Annotated in this window: 16 protein-coding genes and 1 tRNA gene; 15 read left to right on the top strand and 2 right to left on the bottom strand. The window is 73.8% G+C overall.

What is annotated here, in order from left to right; translation table 11 throughout:
- Position 1: 1 nt before the first annotated feature.
- A complete protein-coding gene (locus ACFYW3_RS08880; RefSeq protein WP_351759027.1) occupies positions 2–1,099 on the bottom strand; it encodes a Gfo/Idh/MocA family oxidoreductase in 1,098 nt (365 codons plus the stop codon).
- Positions 1,100–1,178: 79 nt separating this feature from the next.
- On the opposite strand from ACFYW3_RS08880, the gene ACFYW3_RS08875 reads away from it, so the two are divergent.
- The 13 genes from ACFYW3_RS08875 (at position 1,179) to ACFYW3_RS08815 (ending at position 14,183) form a co-directional block, all read left to right on the top strand.
- A complete protein-coding gene (locus ACFYW3_RS08875; protein ID WP_389385987.1) occupies positions 1,179–2,252 on the top strand; it encodes an ROK family protein in 1,074 nt (357 codons plus the stop codon).
- Between the two features lie 172 nt (positions 2,253–2,424).
- Positions 2,425–3,234 carry a hypothetical protein gene (locus ACFYW3_RS08870; protein ID WP_351759032.1) on the top strand — a complete coding sequence of 270 codons (810 nt, stop codon included), beginning with the start codon at positions 2,425–2,427 and terminating at the stop codon, positions 3,232–3,234.
- 33 nt (positions 3,235–3,267) lie between these two features.
- Entirely contained in the window at positions 3,268–4,038 is a 771-nt protein-coding gene (locus tag ACFYW3_RS08865; protein ID WP_351759035.1) for a GntR family transcriptional regulator, read from the top strand.
- A gap of 147 nt (positions 4,039–4,185) precedes the next feature.
- Positions 4,186–5,307 (top strand): TIGR03364 family FAD-dependent oxidoreductase, encoded by a 1,122-nt coding sequence (locus ACFYW3_RS08860; RefSeq protein WP_351759038.1) that lies wholly within the window; start codon positions 4,186–4,188, stop codon positions 5,305–5,307.
- A 101-nt stretch (positions 5,308–5,408) separates the two neighbouring features.
- Entirely contained in the window at positions 5,409–6,140 is a 732-nt protein-coding gene (locus ACFYW3_RS08855) for a phosphonatase-like hydrolase (protein ID WP_389385986.1), read from the top strand.
- Positions 6,137–7,186, top strand: a complete 1,050-nt coding sequence (locus ACFYW3_RS08850; protein ID WP_351759044.1) for an ABC transporter ATP-binding protein — start codon at positions 6,137–6,139, stop codon at positions 7,184–7,186. Before ACFYW3_RS08855 ends, ACFYW3_RS08850 begins: the two co-directional genes overlap by 4 nt.
- A complete protein-coding gene (locus ACFYW3_RS08845) occupies positions 7,179–8,195 on the top strand; it encodes a 2-aminoethylphosphonate ABC transporter permease subunit (protein WP_389385915.1) in 1,017 nt (338 codons plus the stop codon). The genes ACFYW3_RS08850 and ACFYW3_RS08845 overlap by 8 nt, the downstream gene beginning before the upstream one ends.
- Positions 8,182–8,979, top strand: coding sequence for an ABC transporter permease (locus tag ACFYW3_RS08840; RefSeq protein WP_389385914.1), 798 nt, complete (start codon positions 8,182–8,184; stop codon positions 8,977–8,979). Before ACFYW3_RS08845 ends, ACFYW3_RS08840 begins: the two co-directional genes overlap by 14 nt.
- 76 nt (positions 8,980–9,055) lie before the next feature.
- On the top strand, positions 9,056–10,144 hold the full coding sequence (locus ACFYW3_RS08835; RefSeq protein ID WP_389385913.1) for a 2-aminoethylphosphonate ABC transporter substrate-binding protein: 1,089 nt from the start codon (positions 9,056–9,058) through the stop codon (positions 10,142–10,144).
- Positions 10,145–10,277: 133 nt separating this feature from the next.
- Entirely contained in the window at positions 10,278–11,798 is a 1,521-nt protein-coding gene (locus ACFYW3_RS08830) for an alkaline phosphatase family protein (RefSeq protein ID WP_389385912.1), read from the top strand.
- A gap of 122 nt (positions 11,799–11,920) precedes the next feature.
- Positions 11,921–12,700: an HAD-IIA family hydrolase gene (locus ACFYW3_RS08825; RefSeq protein WP_053684256.1), complete on the top strand. Its 780-nt coding sequence runs from the start codon at positions 11,921–11,923 to the stop codon at positions 12,698–12,700.
- Between the two features lie 153 nt (positions 12,701–12,853).
- Positions 12,854–13,507, top strand: coding sequence for a hypothetical protein (locus ACFYW3_RS08820; protein WP_389385911.1), 654 nt, complete (start codon positions 12,854–12,856; stop codon positions 13,505–13,507).
- A gap of 49 nt (positions 13,508–13,556) precedes the next feature.
- The gene (locus ACFYW3_RS08815) at positions 13,557–14,183 is read left to right on the top strand and encodes a class F sortase (RefSeq protein WP_351759059.1); all 627 of its coding nucleotides are present in this window, start codon (positions 13,557–13,559) and stop codon (positions 14,181–14,183) included.
- A 78-nt stretch (positions 14,184–14,261) separates the two neighbouring features.
- Here the strand turns inward: ACFYW3_RS08815 and ACFYW3_RS08810 are convergent.
- A tRNA-Lys gene (locus ACFYW3_RS08810) sits at positions 14,262–14,335 on the bottom strand.
- A gap of 229 nt (positions 14,336–14,564) precedes the next feature.
- Here ACFYW3_RS08810 and ACFYW3_RS08805 point away from each other — a divergent pair.
- Both ACFYW3_RS08805 and ACFYW3_RS08800 read left to right on the top strand, forming a co-directional pair.
- Positions 14,565–15,995, top strand: a complete 1,431-nt coding sequence (locus ACFYW3_RS08805; protein ID WP_389385985.1) for a peptidoglycan-binding protein — start codon at positions 14,565–14,567, stop codon at positions 15,993–15,995.
- Complete coding sequence (locus ACFYW3_RS08800; protein ID WP_389385910.1) at positions 15,992–18,535, top strand: SPFH domain-containing protein; 2,544 nt, start codon at positions 15,992–15,994, stop codon at positions 18,533–18,535. Before ACFYW3_RS08805 ends, ACFYW3_RS08800 begins: the two co-directional genes overlap by 4 nt.
- Positions 18,536–18,698: the final 163 nt, after the last annotated feature.

The raw sequence follows: 18,698 nt of genomic DNA, 5'->3' as shown, positions 1-18,698 counted from the left end.
GTCACCGCGCCAGGGTCACCGTCACGCCCTCGTCCGACGACCGGCGGGCCGCCTCCAGGACGGCCAGGCAGTCGGCCGCCTCCCGGGCGGTGACCGGGGCGGGGCCGCCCGTGCGAAGGGCCCGGGCGACCGCCGCGTAGAACGCCGGGTAGTCGCCGTGCTCCGTCGGCACCGGGATCCCGCTGCCGGTCAGCGGGGACTCGCCGGAGCCCAGCCGCCCCCACAGGTGCGGTTCCTCCTCGCCCCACAGCACTCCCTCGGCCGTGCTCGGCCGCAGGCCCTCGCGCAGCGCGGCCTCCTGCGGGTCGAGGCCGTACTTCACGTAGCCCGCGCGGGAGCCGAGGACCCGGAACCGGGGCCCCGACTGCGCGGTGGTCGCGCTGACGTACAGGTGGGAGCGGACCCCGCCCGCGTGGGTGATCGCGATGAACGTGTCGTCGTCCGCCTCCGCGCCCGGGCGGCGCACATCGGCCTCCGCGTAGACGCGCACGGCCGGACCGAACAGCACCAGCGCCTGGTCGACCACGTGGCTGCCGAGGTCGTACAGCAGGCCGCCGAGTTCCTCGGGCCTGCCGGACTCCCGCCAACCGCCCTTGAGCTGTGGCCGCCACCGCTCGAACCGGGACTCGAAGCGCTGTACCTCGCCGAGTTCCCCGTCCGCGATGAGCCGGCGCACGGTGAGGAAGTCGTTGTCCCAGCGGCGGTTCTGGAAGACGGACAGGAAGGTGCCGGTCCGGTCGGCGAGGGCGGCGAGTTCGCGGGCCTCGGCCGCGGTCGCGGCGAGCGGCTTGTCCACGACCGTCGGGACGCCGGCGGTGAGGGCGGCCGTGGCGAGGGGGACGTGCGTCTTGTTGGGGGCGGCGATCACGACCAGGTCGACGGGCGGGGTCCCGTCGCCGCCGGACCAGAGCGCGTCGGGGGACTCCGCGATCCGGATGCCCGGATGGGCCTCGCGGGCCTGGGCCTGACGGTCCGGGTCCGAGGTGACGACCGTGTCGAGGACGAGCCCCTCGGTGGCGGACACCAGCGGAGCGTGGAAGACGGAACCGGCGAGTCCGTAGCCGATGAGTCCGACGCGGAGCGGGGAGGTGGCGTTCATGGGCATACTTTGGCAACAGTGTTGCCTAAGTGCAAGGAGAGTCGGCAGGGTGAACCGGGGCAATCAGCCCAATGAGGGCATTGAGGGAAGCCGGGGCGGCGCCAACCTGCCGACGCTGCGCGGCCACAACGAGGCGCTGCTGCTGGACCTGTTGCGCGGGGCCGGACCGGCCGGACTGGGACGTGCCGAACTCGCCGCCCGGACCGGCCTCACCCCCCAGGCCGTCAGCAAGATCACGGTGCGGCTGGTCGCGGACGGCCTGGTCGCGGAGGCCGGGCGCGGCGCGTCGACCGGCGGCAAACCGCGCACCCTGCTGCGGTTGGTCCCCGAGGCCCGGCATGCGATCGGGGTGCACCTGGACCGCGACGAACTGCGTGCCGTACGGGTCGACCTCGCGGGCGGCGTCGTCGAGCGCTCGCAGGGTCCCCTCGACTTCGGGGCCGGGCCCCGGGCGGCGGTGGAGGAGGTGGCGGGCGCGATCGGCCGGCTCTCCGGCGCCGCCGGGGCGCCGCCGCTGCTCGGCGTGGGGGTCGCGGCCCCCGGGCCGCTCGACTGGCGCACCGGGGTGTTCGGCCCGGTGACGGGGTTTCCCGAATGGGCGGGGTTCGCGCTGCGGGCGGCCCTGGCGGAGCGGCTGGGGCCGGCGCTGCCGGTGGTCGTGGACAAGGACACCAACGCCGGGGTGGCGGTGACCGGCCCCGACCCGGGCGGCGCCGTGTACCTGCACGTGGGGACCGGTCTGGGCGCGGGGCTGCGGCTGGCCGGCGAGGTGTACCGGGGGGCGCGCTCGGCGGCCGGGGAGTTCGGCCATCAGGTGCTGGAACTGGACGGGCCGCGCTGCCGGTGCGGGGGCCGGGGGTGCGTGGAAGCGCTCTGTCTGGGCGCGGTGGACCGCGGCGACCTCGCCGAGGCGGCGCGGATCCTGGGCGAGGGCGCCGCGAACGTGGTGGCGCTGCTGGACGTGGAACGGGTCCTGCTGGGCGGACGCGTGGTGGACGCCGCCCCCGAGGCGTTCCTGACGGGGGTGCGGGCCGCGCTGGCCGGGCGGAAGGCGTTCCCCGCGCCGGTCGTGGAGGTGGCGGCGGGCGGTGTCGCGGAGGGCGCGGCGGAGCTGGTACTGGGGCCGTACTTCGGGCGGGGGCTGGGCCGGTGAACGGAGCGCCGGGCCAGGGTTGACCTCGTGAGCTGATCGGGGGTAAACCGGGACGGACCGGGCGTGGCGGTAGGCCCGGGATCTCGCGCGCGTGGAAAGGTGCGAGCAGGGCCGGGGTGATTGTCGCCTGGTCCGATCATCGTCCCCGTCCGGCGAGCTGCGAAGGTCTTCCATGCGAACGCGCAAAGCCCTTGCCCTCCCCGCCGCGTTTCCCGCCCCGCTCCCGTCCGCTCTCCCGGTCGTACGCCCGGCCCTTCTCTCGGCCTGTCTCTCCGCCGTCCTCCTCGCCGCCCTCGCACCCGGTGCCTCCGCCGACGTCGGCAATGGCGGGGGAGCGCGCCCCGCGCCCGCGCTGCCCTCCCGGGTGCAGGCCACCTGCGGGGACGGGAAGAGCACGGCCTTTCCCATCGGGGCCCGGATCCGCGGTGGCCCGGCCGTCTACCGGACCGGCGGCGACGCGCAGTCCTGGTACCTGGACCTGACCAACACCACCGGCGACCGGTGCACCGCCATCCACCCCGTGATCGTTTTGACCGACAAGGCGCGTGCCCTGCGCCCCGCCGATCTCCGGATGGAGTTCGACGCCCCCGGCGGCCCCCACCCCGTCTCCCTGGAGCACACCGACCGCGACGAGATCATCGCCGTCTTCGACGGCGGGGACGCCTTCTCCGGGTTCTCCGTCGCCGGTGGGGGTTCCCTCACCGTCAAGGTGCGGTTGGCCTTCGCGCCCGACGCCCCGCTCGGCGAGGTGGTCGCCGACGCGGCCCTCGTCCAGCGCAAGGCCGACGACGGGGACTGGGTCGGCGAGGCCGGCGGGTACCGGTTCTTCGTGGAGGGGACCGAGGACTCCGCCGAAGGGGGCGCGCTCGCGCACACCGGCCCCCGGGAATGGGTGTACGCCGTCGGTTCCGCGGTCGCCCTCGCCACCGGCGGCGGTCTCCTGCTCGCGGCCCGCCGGCTGCGCGCGCGGGCCGCGCGCTGATCGTCGTACACCTGGCCCACGTAGAGTCCCAGGGTGGAAGAACACACCCGGTACCAGCCGCACCGCCCCGGCCTGCCCGTGCGCTCGGGGATCCCCGAGCACGGCCGCGTCCCCAAGTACTACGCGGTCAAGGCCCGTGTCTCCGTACTCGTCGAGGAGCTGGGGGAGGGCGGGACGCTGCCCACCGAGCGTGACCTCGCCGAGCAGTACGACGTGTCGCGGGAGACGGTGCGCCAGGCCCTGCGCGAGCTGCTGCTGGAGGGGCGCCTGCGGCGCTCGGGGCGCGGCACCGTCGTCGCCGGGCCCAAGCTGGAGCAGCCCCTTTCCCTCGCGAGCTACACCGAGGGCGTGCGCCGTCAGGGCCGCCGCCCCGGCCGCAACCTGATCGGCCTGGAGCGGTTCCCCTGCCCGGCCGAACTGTGCCGCGGCATCGGCGCCGAGGTCGGCGAGCCGGTCTGGCACCTGGAACGTGTCCTCCTCGCGGACGACGAGCGGGTGGGCCTGGAGAGCACGTACATCCGGGTCGCGCGGGCGCCCCGGCTGGACAGCGATTTCAAGCCGGACTCCTCCTTCTACGGATACCTCGGCGACAGCCTCGGCATCACGTTCGGCGGCGCCGACGAGAAGCTGGAGACGGTGCTCGCGACACCGCGAGAAGCGCTGCTGATCGGAACCCCGCCCGCCCTTCCGATGCTGCTCATCCACCGTTTCTCACAGGATCAGGGGGGCGCCCCCCTGGAGCGTGTGCGTTCGCTCTACCGTGGTGACAGGTTCAGCTTCACGACGAGGCTTCGGCCCGAGTAGCGGAACACATCCATGAACAATCACCTTCAAAGGGGCGTAATGTCATCACAGAATGGTAACGGGTCTAGTCCAAGCGTCGAGGGCTGTTCACCGTCGCGACACCGGCCGGCCCTTCTCGGGACACGGTCCGCACCCACCGTGGACGGCGTGAGAGTCATAGTCGTCGGAGGCGGCGTGGTCGGCACCATGCACGCCTGGCAAGCAGTCGAACGCGGCCACGAGGTCGTCCAGATCGAGCGGGAAGCGGAGGCCCGGGGCGCGTCACTACGCAATTTCGGCCAGATCTGGGTCAGCGGACGAGCCGGCGGTGAGGAGCTCGACACCGCCCTGCGGGCCCGCGAACTCTGGGAGCGCATCGGTGCGGAGGTGCCCGGCCTGGGCTTCCGCGCCATCGGCTCCCTCACCCCCGTACGAGGCGCCCGCGAGTACGCCGTGGCGGAGGCGGCCGCGGCCCGGCCCGACGCCGCCGCCCGCGGCTACGAGCTGGTCGACGCCGCCGCGGCCCGGAAGATCAACCCGGCGCTGCGCGGCGAGTTCGACGCCGCCCTCTGGTGCGAACGGGACGCGGCCGTCGAACCGCGCACCGCCCAACTGCACCTGCGGGAGGCCCTGCGCGCCACGGGCCGGTACACCTTCCTCCCCGGGCGCGAGGTCCGCGAGGTCGTCGGACCCGGCGCCGTCCGCGACGACCACGGCGACGTCCACCGCGGCGACGCGGTGATCCTCGCCACCGGCGCCTGGCTGAGCGGCCTGGTCCGCGAGCTGGAACCGGACCTCCCCGTGCGCCGGGTCCGGCTGCAGATGATGCAGACCGCCCCGCTCGGCGAGCCGTTGACCACGTCGGTCGCCGACGCGGACAGCTTCCGCTACTACCCGGCCTACCGGAGCGACGCCCTGGACGCCCTCAACGCCGAGCAGGCGCAGGCGCCCGTCGCGGCCGAGCACCGCATGCAGCTCCTGATGGTCCAGCGCCGGGACGGCGGACTGACCATCGGAGACACCCACGAGTACGAGCACCCCTTCGCGTTCGACACCCTCGAAGACCCCTACGAGCACCTCACCGAGGTCGTGGAGTCCCTCCTGGGCCGCCCGCTGCCGAAGATCCGGCACCGCTGGGCGGGCGTGTACGCGCAGTGCACCGACACCACCCGCGTCGTCCACCGCAAGCAGGTGAGCGACGGCGTCTGGCTGGTGACTGGACCGGGCGGGCGCGGCATGACCTGCTCGCCCGCCATAGCCGAGACCACCGCGAACGAACTGGGCTGGTAACCACCATGAGCACCGAATCCACAGATACGACGAACAGCACGGACACCACGAACAGCACAGGCACCACGAACAGCACAGACACCACGAACGGCACGGGCAGCATGAACACCACGGGCAACACGACCACCACCGACCACGTGACCACCCCCGGCGGGCTGATCGTCCTCGACATGGCCGGCACCACCGTCGCCGACGGCGGCCTCGTCGAGCGGGCCTTCGAGCGCGCCGCCGAGCGCCTCGGCGTCGAACCCGGCACCGCCGACCACGCCGCGAAGCTCCAGTACGTCCGCGACACCATGGGCGAGTCGAAGATCTCCGTCTTCCGCCACCTGTTCGGCAGCGAGGACCTCGCCCGCCAGGCCAACGCCACCTTCGAGGAGGCGTACGCGGAACTCGTCGACGCAGGCCTCATCGGCCCGATCCCCGGCGCCCGCGAGACCATCGAGAAGCTGCGCGGCGACGGCCGCACCGTCGTCCTGACCACCGGCTTCGCCCGCGTCACCCAGGACGCCATCCTGGACGCCCTCGGCTGGCGCGACCTCGCCGACCTCACCCTGTGCCCCGCCGACGCGGGCGGTCGCGGCCGGCCCTACCCGGACATGGTGCTGGCCGCGTTCCTGCGCACCGGCGCGGTGGCCGACGTACGCGAGACGGTCGTCGCCGGCGACACGGCGTACGACATGCTCAGCGGTCGCCGCGCCGGCGCCGGGATCGTGGCGGGCGTCCTCACCGGCGCCCACGAGCGCCGGGCCCTCGACGAGCACGGCGCGACCCACGTCCTCGGCTCGATCGCCGAACTCCCCGCGTTGTTGACCCGGGAGTCCGGCACGTGAGCGGGATCCGCTTCGAGTCCGTCTCGGTCGCCTACGACGGCACCACCGTGCTGGACTCCCTGGACCTGACGGTCGAGCAGGGCGAGGTCATGGCCCTGCTCGGTCCGTCGGGATCGGGCAAGACCACGGCGCTGCGGGCGGTCGCCGGCTTCGTACGCCCCTTCGCGGGCCGGGTGTGGATCGGGGACCGGGACGTCACCGCCCTCCCGCCCCACAAACGCGGCATCGGCATGGTCGTCCAGCAGTACGCGCTCTTCCCGCACCTGCGCGTCGAGGACAACGTCGCGTTCGGGCTCAAGGCGCACAGGACGCCCAGGGCCGAGATACCCGGCCGCGTCGCGCAGGCCCTGGAGATGACCGGGATGGCCGCCTACGCCAAACGCCACCCCCGCGAACTCTCCGGCGGGCAGCAGCAGCGCGTGGCCATCGCCCGCGCGCTCGCCATCCGCCCCGGCGTGCTCCTCCTCGACGAGCCGCTGTCCGCGCTGGACGCCCAACTGCGCTCCGGGATGCTCGCCGAACTGGCCCGACTGCACCGCGAACTCCCCGACGTGTCGATCCTGTACGTCACGCACGACCAGATCGAGGCCCTGACCCTGGCCGACCGGATCGCCGTCATGGACAAGGCCCGGCTCCAGGACTGCGGCACCCCGAGGCAGTTGTACCGCTCGCCGCGCACCGAGTTCACGGCCTCCTTCGTCGGCAACGCCAACCTGCTCCCGGTGACCGTCGCCGACACCGGCGCCGTCTTCGAGGGGCACGCCCTGGAACTGGACCGGGGCCGGGCCGCGCCCGGCACCGGCGCCACCCTGTGCGTACGCCCGCACCTGATCGGCCTCGGCGCGGGCCCCAACGCCCTGGACGGCACGATCACCGAGGTGCAGTGGCGCGGCTCGACGCACCGGCTGTACGTGGACGTCGCGGGCCACCGGGTCAAGGCGGACCTGCCCGAACTGCGCGAGACCCCGGCGCTCGGCGACCGGGTGACCCTGCACTTCGAGCCCCGGGACGCGGTGCTGCTGTCGGCGGGGGTGTCGGATGGCTGAGGTCGCGGACCCGCGATCGGCCGCCGCAGGGCCGGCCCGCACGGCCGGCCCGGTGGGGAGCACGGGTGCGCCGCCCGCCGACGCGCCGCCCGGAGCCGCCCGCCGGGCCGTCCCCCGGCAGTCGGCCCGTACCCCCGCCCCCGGCCCGCACGCCACCCCGGGACCCGCACCCGCCACGTCCGCCGCACGCGGTGTCCCGCGTTGGGTGTGGAGCCTGCCCCCGGTGGTCGTCCTCGCGCTGGTCTTCCTCTACCCGCTCGCCCTGGTCGTCCGGCAGTCCTTCACCCCCGAGAACGGCGGCGGCGCCTTCGACGCGTACTCCGCCGTCTTCGCCTCCACCGCCTTCCGCGAGGCCCTCGGCACCACCGTCTGGCTGGCCGTCGGCGCCACCGTCGGATGTCTCGTGCTCGGCTTCGTGCTGGCCCTCGTCATCGCCTTCGTGCCCTTCCCGGGTGCCAGGGCCGTCTCCCGGTTCATCGACGTCTTCCTCTCCTTCCCCTCCTTCCTCATCACCCTCGCCCTCCTCTTCATCTACGGCACGGTCGGCATGGCCAACGGGATCTGGACCGACGTCCTCGGCGTCGCGGACGGACCGTTCCACTTCCTGGCCACCCCCTGGGGCGTCCTCCTCGCGGAGATCACCTACTTCACGCCGTTCGTCATGCGCCCCCTGCTCGCCGCCTTCTCCCAACTGGACACCGCCCAACTGGAGGTGGCCTCCTCGCTCGGCGCCGGACCCGCCCGGATCGTCCGGCGGGTGATCCTCCCCGAGGCGCTGCCGGCCCTCGCCGCCGGCGGCAGCCTGGTCCTCGTCATGTGCCTCAACGAGTTCGGCATCGTCCTGTTCACCGGAGCCAAGGACGTCACCACGCTCCCGATGCTCGTCTACGGCAAGGCGATCCTGGAATCCGACTACGCGGCCGCCTGCGTCGTCGCCGTCGTCAACATCGCGATGTCCGTCGGCCTGTTCGGCCTCTACCGGGTGGTGAGCAAGCGTGCTGGTGCATAGCAAGGCCGGCCGCCGGGCCGCCTGGGCCCTCTTCGGCCTCCTCTTCCTCCCCCTCTTCGCGCTGCCGCTGCTCGTCGTGGTGGCCGCCTCCTTCGCCACCCACTGGTCCGGCGCCCTCCCCTCCGGCCCGACCACGGCGAACTACGCCTCCGCCGTCCGGGGCGAATCCCTCCAGGCCCTCACCACGTCCCTGGTCACCGCCCTCGTCGCGAGCCTGCTCGCCCTCACCGTCGGCGGCTGGGCGGCGCTGGCCGCCGCCGGCTTGAAGAAGCGCGGGAAGCGTGTCCTGGACGCCCTGTTCATGCTGCCGGTCGCCGTACCGTCGGTGGTGGTGGGCCTCGCGGTCCTCGTCGCCTTCAGCCGGCCGCCCCTGCTCCTCAACGGGACGAGCACCATCGTCGTACTGGCGCACACCGTCCTCGTCACGGCGTTCGCCCACCAGTCGGTCTCCGCCGCGATCGTGCGGCTCGACCCCGCCTACGAGCAGGCCGCCGCATCCCTCGGGGCGCGTCCGGCCCGGGTGCTGTGGCGGATCAGGATCCCCCTGCTGCTGCCCTCCCTGACCGCCGCCGCCGGGCTCTGCTTCGCCCTGTCCATGGGTGAGTTGAGCGCCACGATGATGCTCTACCCGCCGGACTGGATGCCCCTGCCGGTCCGCGTCTTCACCGCCACCGACCGGGGTTCGCTCTTCGGCGGATCGGCCGTCGCGGTGGTCCTGATGGCCACCACCCTGTTGGTGCTCCTGGCCGTCTCCCGCATCCGCACCAAGGCGTCCTACCGCTGACCCACCCCGGTCACGTACCCGCCACGCCCCCGCACCGCCCCACCCCTGCCGACTCCCTTTCCCGTAAGGAAGCCCCATGCCCGGCAAGCGCAACAGTCGTCGTGTCCCCCTCCGCACCACCGCCGCCGTCACCGCCGGCCTCGCCCTCGCCGCCCTCACCGCCTGCGGCGGCGGATCGGGCTCCGCCGACTCCAAGGCCGGCGAGAAGATCGTCACCGTCTACAGCGCCGACGGCCTCAAGGGCGAGAAGGGCGACGGCTGGTACGACAAGGTCTTCGCCGCGTTCACCAAGGAGACCGGCATCGAGGTCAAGTACGTCGAGGGCGGCTCGGGCGAGATGGTGCAGCGCGCCGTCCGCGAGAAGACCAACACCCAGGCGGACGTCCTGGTCACCCTGCCCCCCTTCATCCAACAGGCCGACGGCAAGGGCCTCCTCCAGGCCTACGCGCCCCGCGGCTCGGAGAAGGTCAACGGCGCCGACAAGGCCACCGACGGCACGTGGACGTCGATCGTCAACAACTACTTCGGATTCGTCTACAACAAGAAGGAGTTGCCCCAGGCCCCCAAGACCTGGGAAGAGCTGCTGGACGCCAAGTACAAGGGCCGACTCCAGTACTCCACCCCGGGCGTCGCGGGCGACGGCACCGCCGTACTCGTCAAGTCGATGCACGACTTCGGCGGCAGGGAACCGGCGATGGAGTACCTCAAGAGGCTTCAGGCCAACAACGTCGGCCCGTCCTCCTCCACCAGCAAACTCGCCCCGAAGACCGACAAGGGAGAGCTGCTCGTCGCCAACGGCGACGTGCAGATGAACTTCGCGCAGGCCAAGTCCATGCCGAACCTGGGCATCTGGTTCCCCGCCAAGGAGGGCGGCAGGCCCACCACCTTCTCCCTGCCGTACGCGGCCGGCCTGGTCGACAAGGCCCCGCACACCGAGAACGGCCGCAAGCTCCTGGACTTCCTGCTCGGCGAGGAGGCCCAGAAGCTGGTCAGCGAGGTCGGCGGCGGCTTCCCCGCGCGTACCGACGTCAAGCCCACCGACGCCAACGCCGTCCAACTCACCAAGCTGATGACGGGAGTCGAGATCTTCGAGCCCGACTGGGCGGACATCGACAAGAACCTCAAGGCCCACGTGGACGCGTGGAAGTCGGCAACCGGAAGCTGACCGGTTACTCCCTGGCCACCCGAGGCCTGGAGAGTGACGTTGGGATAACGGGTCTGGACCGAACCGCGCACCTTCGGTCCGGACCCGTCGCACGCCCGCCCGCGCCATCCCCACGATCACCCCGGAGGAGCACGTGCCCCCTGCCCTGCCGTCGCACCGCGTCCTGACGGTCGCCGCCACCGCCGCCACCCTGCTGGCCACCGCCCTCGGCGCCCACCCCGCCGGCGCCACCGAGGCCGCCGGCACCGACAAGGTGCTCGTCATCGGCCTCGACGGCGTGGTCCTCGACCGCGTCAAGGTCGCCGACGCGCCCCACCTCAACGGCCTGATGGCCCAAGGCCTGACCGCCAAGAGCACCCTCTACGCGAACCCGATGGCCGCCACCTCCTCCGGCCCGGGCTGGTCCGGCATCGCCACCGGCGTCTGGCCCGACAAGCACGGCGTGAAGGACAACTCCTTCACCGGCAAGAACTACACGGCGTACCCGGACTTCCTGACCCGCGTCGAGAACGCCAAGCCGGCCCTCAACACCTACGCCGCCGCCGACTGGGAGCCCATCACCTCCACCGACCAGAACGGCCCGATCTTCTCCTCGAAGGTCGACAAGCGGCTCTCCCTCAAGGGCGACCGCGACGGCTACGGCAGCGAGGACCCCAAGATCGCCGCCGCGGCCGCCGCCGAACTGCGCGACCAGAACCCGGACGCCGCCTTCGTCTACCTCGGCGAGGTAGACCACGCGGGCCACACCTCCGGCGCGGCGAGCCAGGAGTACCTGAACGCCATCGCCCGCGTCGACGTCCTGGTCGGCAAGCTCCTCACCGCCGTCGAGAGCCGCCCCGACCGCGACCGGGAGAACTGGACGATCCTGGTCACCACCGACCACGGCCACACCGACGGCGGCGGCCACGGCGGCTCCACGATCGCGGAGCGCGGCACCTTCGTCATCGCCAAGGGCGCCGGGATCCCCGCCGGTTCGGTACGCACCGACGTACGGCTCGTCGACGTCGCCGCGACCGCGCTCGCCCAGGTCGGAGTCGGTGGCGCCGCCCTCGACGGGGTCCCGCTGAACGCCCCCGACAACGACCCCTTCGACACCCTGCGCCCCACCCTCCAGGCGCGCGTGGACGAGACGGGCATCCCGGCCGGCGTGAAGGGCTTCACGCACACCCCGCCCGCCGGCTGGGCCGTGGACAACTCGAGGATGGGCGCGGGCGGTGTCGCCGAGTGGGCCGGTTGGGCCTTCGCGACCGACGAGTTCTGGAGCCAGTCACAGCGCGACCAGTGGCGCGAGCTGAACGTCCGCTCCCGCGACGTGTTCGCCGTCGCGGACTCCGACGAGTGGGACGACAAGAGCCACACCGGCACCTTCGACTCCACCCTGGTCACCCCCAAGTGGCCGGTCACCGGTGGCTCCACGAGGACCCTGACCTACCGGAGCCACTACCGCCACGAGACCGGGCAGACCGCCCAGGTCCTGGTCTCGTACAACGGCGGCGCCCCGACCGTGGTCAAGACGCACACGGCCGACGGCCTCGCCAAGACCGAGAGCCTGAGCCTGCGGGTGCCGGCCGGCGCCACCGAGGTCCAGGTCCGCTTCCGCTACAGCGGCGCCAACAACTGGTTCTGGGCCGTGGACGACGTCACCCTCGGCTGAGCCGCCCCGAGGGGGCCGATGTCCGGGCCGTGGACGGGCTCCGCGTCCACGGCCCGTGCCGGATAGGGTGGTACAGACCAGAGGCCCCCGAGGTCAGAGGCCCCGCAGAGCGGAGAACCCCCGTGGCAGAGCGCAAGCCGATCGAATCCTGGCTCACCGACATGGACGGGGTCCTCATCCACGAGGGCACCCCGATCCCGGGCGCGGATGCCTTCATCAAGCGGCTGCGCGAGTCCGGCAAGCCCTTCCTGGTGCTGACCAACAACTCGATCTACACCCCGCGCGACCTCCAGGCCCGCCTGAACCGCATGGGTCTCCAGGTGCCCGTCGAGAACATCTGGACCTCCGCGCTGGCCACCGCCAAGTTCCTCGACGACCAGCGTCCGGGCGGCACGGCGTACGTCATCGGCGAGGCCGGCCTGACCACCGCCCTGCACGACATCGGCTACATCCTCACGGACCACGAGCCGGACTACGTGGTGCTGGGCGAGACCCGCACGTACAGCTTCGAGGCGATGACCAAGGCCGTCCGGCTGATCAACGCCGGCGCCCGCTTCATCTGCACCAACCCCGACGAGACCGGCCCGTCCACCGAGGGCCCGCTGCCCGCCACGGGCGCGGTCGCCGCGCTGATCACCAAGGCGACCGGCAAGCAGCCGTACTTCGCCGGCAAGCCCAACCCGCTGATGATGCGGACCGGCCTCAACGCCATCGGCGCGCACTCCGAGAGCAGCGCGATGATCGGCGACCGGATGGACACCGACGTCCTGGCCGGGCTGGAGGCGGGCATGCAGACCTTCCTCGTGCTGACCGGCCTCACCTCGGTCGAGGACACCGAGAAGTTCCCCTACCGCCCGACGAAGACGGTCGACTCGATCGCCGACCTGGTCGATCTCGTCTGACACCGGATCACCGACTCGCCGCGTACGGCTGACACGCAACGCGTACGGCCGACACGTACGGGGCGTTCGGCTGACACGTACGGGCCAAGCGGGCGCCGCTCCGGATGCGGAGCGGCGCGCCGCGCGTGAGGCTCCTTGTCGAGGAGGTTCACCATGCGCAGTGCTCTGATCGCTTTCCGTGCCACCGGGGTGGCCGTCGCCCTGACGGCCCTCACCGCCGTGGCCGCGCCCACCGTCGTCGCCGAGGACTGGGGCCGGGACAGGGATCGGGACCGCGGCAGCGTCTCGGTCCGGCCGAATCCCGCCGAACCGGGGGACCGGGTCAAGTTGGAGGTCCGCGGCTGCGCGTGCGACTGGGCCTCCGCGACGTCGTCCGTGTTCGCCTGGGAGGCCAGGCTGTCCCCGGGCCGAGACGATCGCAAGATCCTGTGGGGCGAGGCGACCATCGCCCGCCACGCCGAGCCCGGATGGCACGAGATCCGGGTCACGTGCGAGGGCCGGGAGGTGCGCGGCTCCCTTCAGATCCACCGTGACCGCCCGAACCCGCACCACTCGCCGGTCTGGCCCGTCCACGCGGGTGGCGGCGGCATGGCAGCCGAACTGGCCGCGTCCACGAAGATCGCCAAGGAACGGGAACAGGCCCGGGCCGCGGAGGGCGCGCCGGCGACCGTGACCGCGAAGAAGAGCCACGACGCCGACGGCCCGGGCCTGCCGCACACGGTGATCGGCGCCGTCCTGGCCGCCGCCGCGACGCTGGCCGTCGCCGGCCGGGCCCTGACCCTGCGCCGTCGCCGCAGCGGCGAGTGAGGGCCCGTCTCCGGTGACCGGGGAGCCGAGGAGCTCCGGCGGATCCCGTGTGCTGACCGTCGCCGCGTGGTCGGTGCTGGTGTGCGGCCTGTGGCTGTGGGGTCGCGAGATCACCGGGGTCCCGCCCGCGCCCGCCGGTCAGGCGGGCGGGGTGGTGGTCCCGGGGCTGCCGGCGGCGCACGCGCCGCTGGCCGGGGCCCTGCCCGCCCGGGTGGACGTGCCCGCCATGGGCATCCAGGCGCCGGTGATCTTCCGCAGGCTCGACGCGCAGGGCGCGATCGAGCCGCCGCCGTACGAGAGCCCGGGCACGGTGGGCTGGTGGAGCGGCGGCACCCTGCCGGGCGCGGCCGGCACCGCGTTGATGGTCGGCCACGTGGACACCAAGTCCAAGCCCGCCGTGTTCTTCGGTCTGAGCACCGCCGAGCCGGGCGGCAAGGTCCGGGTCCACCGGGCGGACGGCTCGGTCGCCGAGTTCACGATCGAGGAGGTGAAGGTCTACGAGCGCGCCGGCTTCGACCCGGCCAAGGCGTACGGCCCGCGGATCAAGGGGCGGGCGGAACTGCGACTGGTGACGTGCGGGGGCACGTACGACAAGGCCGCCAAGCAGTACACGGCCAATGTGGTGGTTTCCGCCTACCTGACGGGCGTCGGCGCCCGGCCCGGAACGGCGGCGTAGGCGGGCGGCGCGGGCAGGGCCGGACGATGGAACGAAGAAACCCCCGAGGCTTTCGCCTCGGGGGTTTCTTCTCGTCTGTGCGCCGCCAGGGACTCGAACCCCGGACCCGCTGATTAAGAGTCAGCTGCTCTAACCAACTGAGCTAGCGGCGCTTGGTGACAGGCAAAACTCTACCCCACCTCCGGACGTGCTCGTGACCAGCCGCGCCCGTGTTGTCCGATTAACCCATGTTTAAGGGGTTTATCGTGCACGATATGTCTGGGCCGAGCCGAATCTGATGCCCCGCCAGATGCGTGCCCGGACGCCGGACCAGTGGACGAGCAGGGGAGTGGACGGAACCGCATGACGATGCAGCCGCCGGTGCATGTGCAGATGCCGCAGATGCCCATGCCGGTCTTCGAGGAGTACGAGCCCGCGGGCGACTGCGTCTGCCTCGGGTGCGCGCAGCGCCGTCGCGCCCTCGCCCGCGCGCGGGCCATACCGCTGTGCGACGGCGGCCACCGTGCCGCCCGCGGCGCGCGCCGGGCGCTGGTGCTCGCCACCGCCGCCGGCGTGGTCCTGGGCGGCGGCGGCTCCGCCGCACTGGCCGCCTCCGCCGCGGCACCCGGACTCGGTCCGGTGCGGCTCGACGGCCCCGATCCGGGCTCCCCGCAAGGCGGCCGATCCCCGCTGCACGGGCCGAAGGGCACGCCCGCCAAGCCCGGCGGCCTGCCCGGCGCCCCGTCGACGATCCGACGCATCGACCGGACGACGATCATCAACCGGGCGAAGCTGTGGCTGGACGCCAAGGTCCCCTACAGCATGTCCGAGTACTGGTCGGACGGCTACCGACAGGACTGCTCGGGCTACGTCTCGATGGCCTGGAACCTCGGCACCAACGAGTGGACCGGCAGCCTCGACACCTTCGCCACCCGGATCACGAAGGAGGAGCTGCTGCCGGGCGACATGCTGCTCTTCCACAATCCGGCGGACCCCAACAACGGCTCGCACGTCGTCCTCTTCGGCGGCTGGGTCGACGGGACGCGGACGCACTACGTCGCCTACGAGCAGACCCGCCCGTACACCCGCAAGCAGGCCACCCCGTACGGGTACTGGGCCAACGCGACGAAGTACCTCCCCTACCGCTTCAACGGGGTCACGGGAGGCGTCCCGGGCAGCACGCCCACGCCTCCGGTGACGCCCGTCGAACTCCCGGCGACCGGATCCCCGCCGGCGGTGTCGGCGACCTTCCCCGGTGCCTCGAAGTTCGGGCCGGGCGCGAACAACGAGTACGTGACCCAGCTCGGCCGGTTGCTGATCGAACGCGGCGGCGCCCGGTTCTACCCCAACGGCCCGGGCCCGGTGTGGTCCGACGAGGACCGGCTGGCCACCCAGGCGTTCCAGCGGGCGCAGGGGTGGACCGGCGCGGACGCCGACGGCATTCCCGGCGCCCACACCTGGCGGCTGCTGGCGCTGAGGCAGGGCAAGAGCATCCCGGCGGCATCGACCACGCCGACCACCCCGACCAAGCCCACCACCCCCACCACGCCCACGAAGCCGACGACGCCGGTCGGTCAGGCGGGGCCGGGCGGGGTGCCCGCCTACCCGGGGAAGGCCTTCTTCCGCCCGGGCCGGTCCCACGCGCTCATCACCTCCCTCGGTCGCCGACTGGTGCGGAAGGGATTCGGCAAGCACTACACGTCCGGCCCGGGCCCCCTCTGGAGCGAGGCCGACCGCCGCAACGTCGAGGCCTTCCAGCGCGCTCAGGGCTGGCGCGGTGCCTCGGTCGACGGCTACCCGGGCCCGGAAACCTGGCGCCGGCTGTTCGCATGACGGAGGCAACGATGTACCCCACCCGCACCACGTCCACGACGGGCGACTTCCCCGTTCCTCCGGTCCCGAGCGGTTCCCGGCCCCTCGCCGCCGGCGCCCGCCCGGGCCCCGCCGCCGGGGACGGACCGATCCGGCCCGACGCGACGGCTCCCGCCCCGACCCCCCGTCCGGGACGCTGGACCACCGCCCCGGCACCGACCCCGGCGGTGCCCGCGGCTCCGGCCGCGGTCGAATCGCTCGCGGCTCCTGCCCCGGCCCCGGCCCGTCCCGCGTGGGCGCCCGGGGTCCGGCCGGAGCCCGTCACGACCCTGCCCCACCCGGCCGTCGCGACAGCCGCGCACGACCTCGACGTACCGCGTCCGGCCGCCGACGCCGCCCCGCAGCCGGTGCCCTCGCCGGTCCCACCGGAACCCCGCGAGGGAGAGGCGGCCGACGGCGCGGCGTCCCGGTACCCGGGCGATCTGCCCGCCCCGGCCCGGCACCCGTGGGCCTCCCACCCCGGCGCCCCGTCGCCGGTCGACGCCGCGCCCCGGGTCGTGACCGCCGTTCCCGCGCCCGGCGCCGCCGGCCGCGCCGACGAGTCGCCCGCGTACGCCCCGGCGCCCCGCCCCCACCCGGCGCACGCCGCCGACCGGCCGGTCGAGGCGGGGCCCCGGCCCGCCGACGAGGCGCCCGCCCGGGCGGCCGTGCCCGAGCCGATGCTCCCGACGCCGCACCCGGCGTTCGCTCGGCCGGCGTTCGCCCACGCGGGTCCGCCCGAGGCGGCGGACCCGGTCGCGGGGGGTGCGGGTGCGGGGGGTGCGGGGGAGCCGTACCCCCGCCACGCCCGCCCGGAGCCCGCGGCGTCGCCGGTGCTCGTGCCGGAGTACCGCGGCTCCGTCCCGGTCGAGCCGGAGCGCCGCCCCCCGCGCGCCGCCGCACCCGAGCCGTCGGCCCCGCACGCGTACCCGACGCACGCCCACGCGCACCCCGGGGACGTCTCGAACCCGGACCCCGCACGGCCCGCGTGGCCCGCTCGCGCGGAGTCGGCGCCCCCGTGCCCGCAGCCGCCCCGGGACGGTGCGGCGGACCGCGCGCCCGAGCCCGGGGCGGACCACGCCGCCCCGGTCGACGGCCCGGTCGAGGCGGCCCCGGACGCGCGGGCGCACCCGGACGGAGTGCCGGCCGCGCGCGCCGAGGTCGACGCGCCGTCGGACGCCCCGCAGTCCCGGCCCGTGACGGACCGCCACCCCGCCCCGGCCGCCCCGCCCCTCGAACCCTGGCCCCCGGCCGCCCTCGCCCCGACCCCCGCCCCGGCCCCGGCCGTGTCCGGCCACCCGCAGGACGAGCTCTGGCCGCCCGCCGAACCCGTCGTGCGCACGGTTCCCGGACCGGACGTGGCCGGCGTCGCGGCGGACGACGTCGCCGATCTCGTCGCCCGGGCCGTGGCCCGCGGCATGGCGGACGCCGACGAGGACGACACCCGGGACCTCCCCCGGTTCCGCCCCGCCCCGGGGGCCTCGGCCACCGCGGTGCCCGTGCACCTGCCCTTCCTCGGGCAGACGCCCACAGGGCCCCCCGTTGCGGCCGGGGACCCGGCCGCACGGCGGTCCGGGCGCACGGCCCCCGCGTCCCGCCCGGCCGCCGGCCGTCGTGTCCCGCGGGGCGACGACCGGCTCCGCGAACACCGCGGCCCCGTACTGCCCGGCTGGATCGCCGTGGCCGTCGGCGGCCTCGCGCTGGCCGGCTGCTCGGTGGTGCTCTGGCGGGCCGGCGCCGTCCCCGACGCCCTCGCCGCCGGCTTCGGGGCGGCCCCGCGCGCCTACCACGGGCTGCGCGCGACCCACTGGCCCCCGCTCGCCTTCCTCGGCATCGTCACGCTCCTCGCGCTCGGCGGGCTCGGCCGCGCCAAGGCCGGCCACGCCTGGGTGCTGACCCTCTTCGGCAGTTACCGGGGCACGGTCCGGCGCACCGGCCTCACCTGGGTCAGCCCCCTGCTGCTGCGCCGGCGGGTGGACGTACGGCTGCGCCACTGGCGCAGCGACCCCATGCCCGCGGTGGACTCGGGGGGCCTCGCCCTCCAGGTGGTCGTACAGGTCGTCTGGCAGGTCAAGGACACGGCCCGCGCCACCCTCGCCGTCGGGGACCACACGGAGTACCTGGCCGAGCAGGTCGAGTCGGCCATGGCCCGGGTGCTGTCCCAACTGCCGGCCGACGCCTTCCACGACGACGCCCCGACACTGCGCGACGCCGAGGCGGTCGGTGACGCGCTGACCCGCCTGCTGGCCGCCGAGACCGAGGCCGTCGGCGTGGAGGTCTTCTCCGCCCAGCCCACCCGAATCGAGTACGCCCCGGAGGTGGCGGAGGCCATGCGGCGCCGGCGGATCGCGGCGATCGACGCCCGGCACCGGGACGCCGTGCTGTCCTCGGTCGTCGACGCGGTCGACGACACGGTCCACCGGCTCACGTCACGGGGGATCGTCGAGCTGGACGACTACGAGCGCAAGGCCCTGGTGAAGGACCTCACCGTGGCCTTCTACACCGGCCGCTCCGACCAGTAGCGGCGATCTGCCGCCGAGGCACGGGAGGAGACGGCGGCGACGCGGGAGAAGGCCGCGGGAGAAGGCGACGAGCGACGAGCGACGCGGGAGAACGGGTGGCCGGGAACGACCGGACCACCCGTTTTCCCATTGGTATAGACATGGCCAACTCTCATCAATAATC

The organism is Streptomyces sp. NPDC002602, assembly GCF_042889445.1.
Taxonomy (GTDB): Bacteria; Actinomycetota; Actinomycetes; order Streptomycetales; family Streptomycetaceae; genus Streptomyces.
Note: the sequence above shows the minus strand (reverse complement) of the source record. Positions and strands in the feature narration are given on the sequence as shown.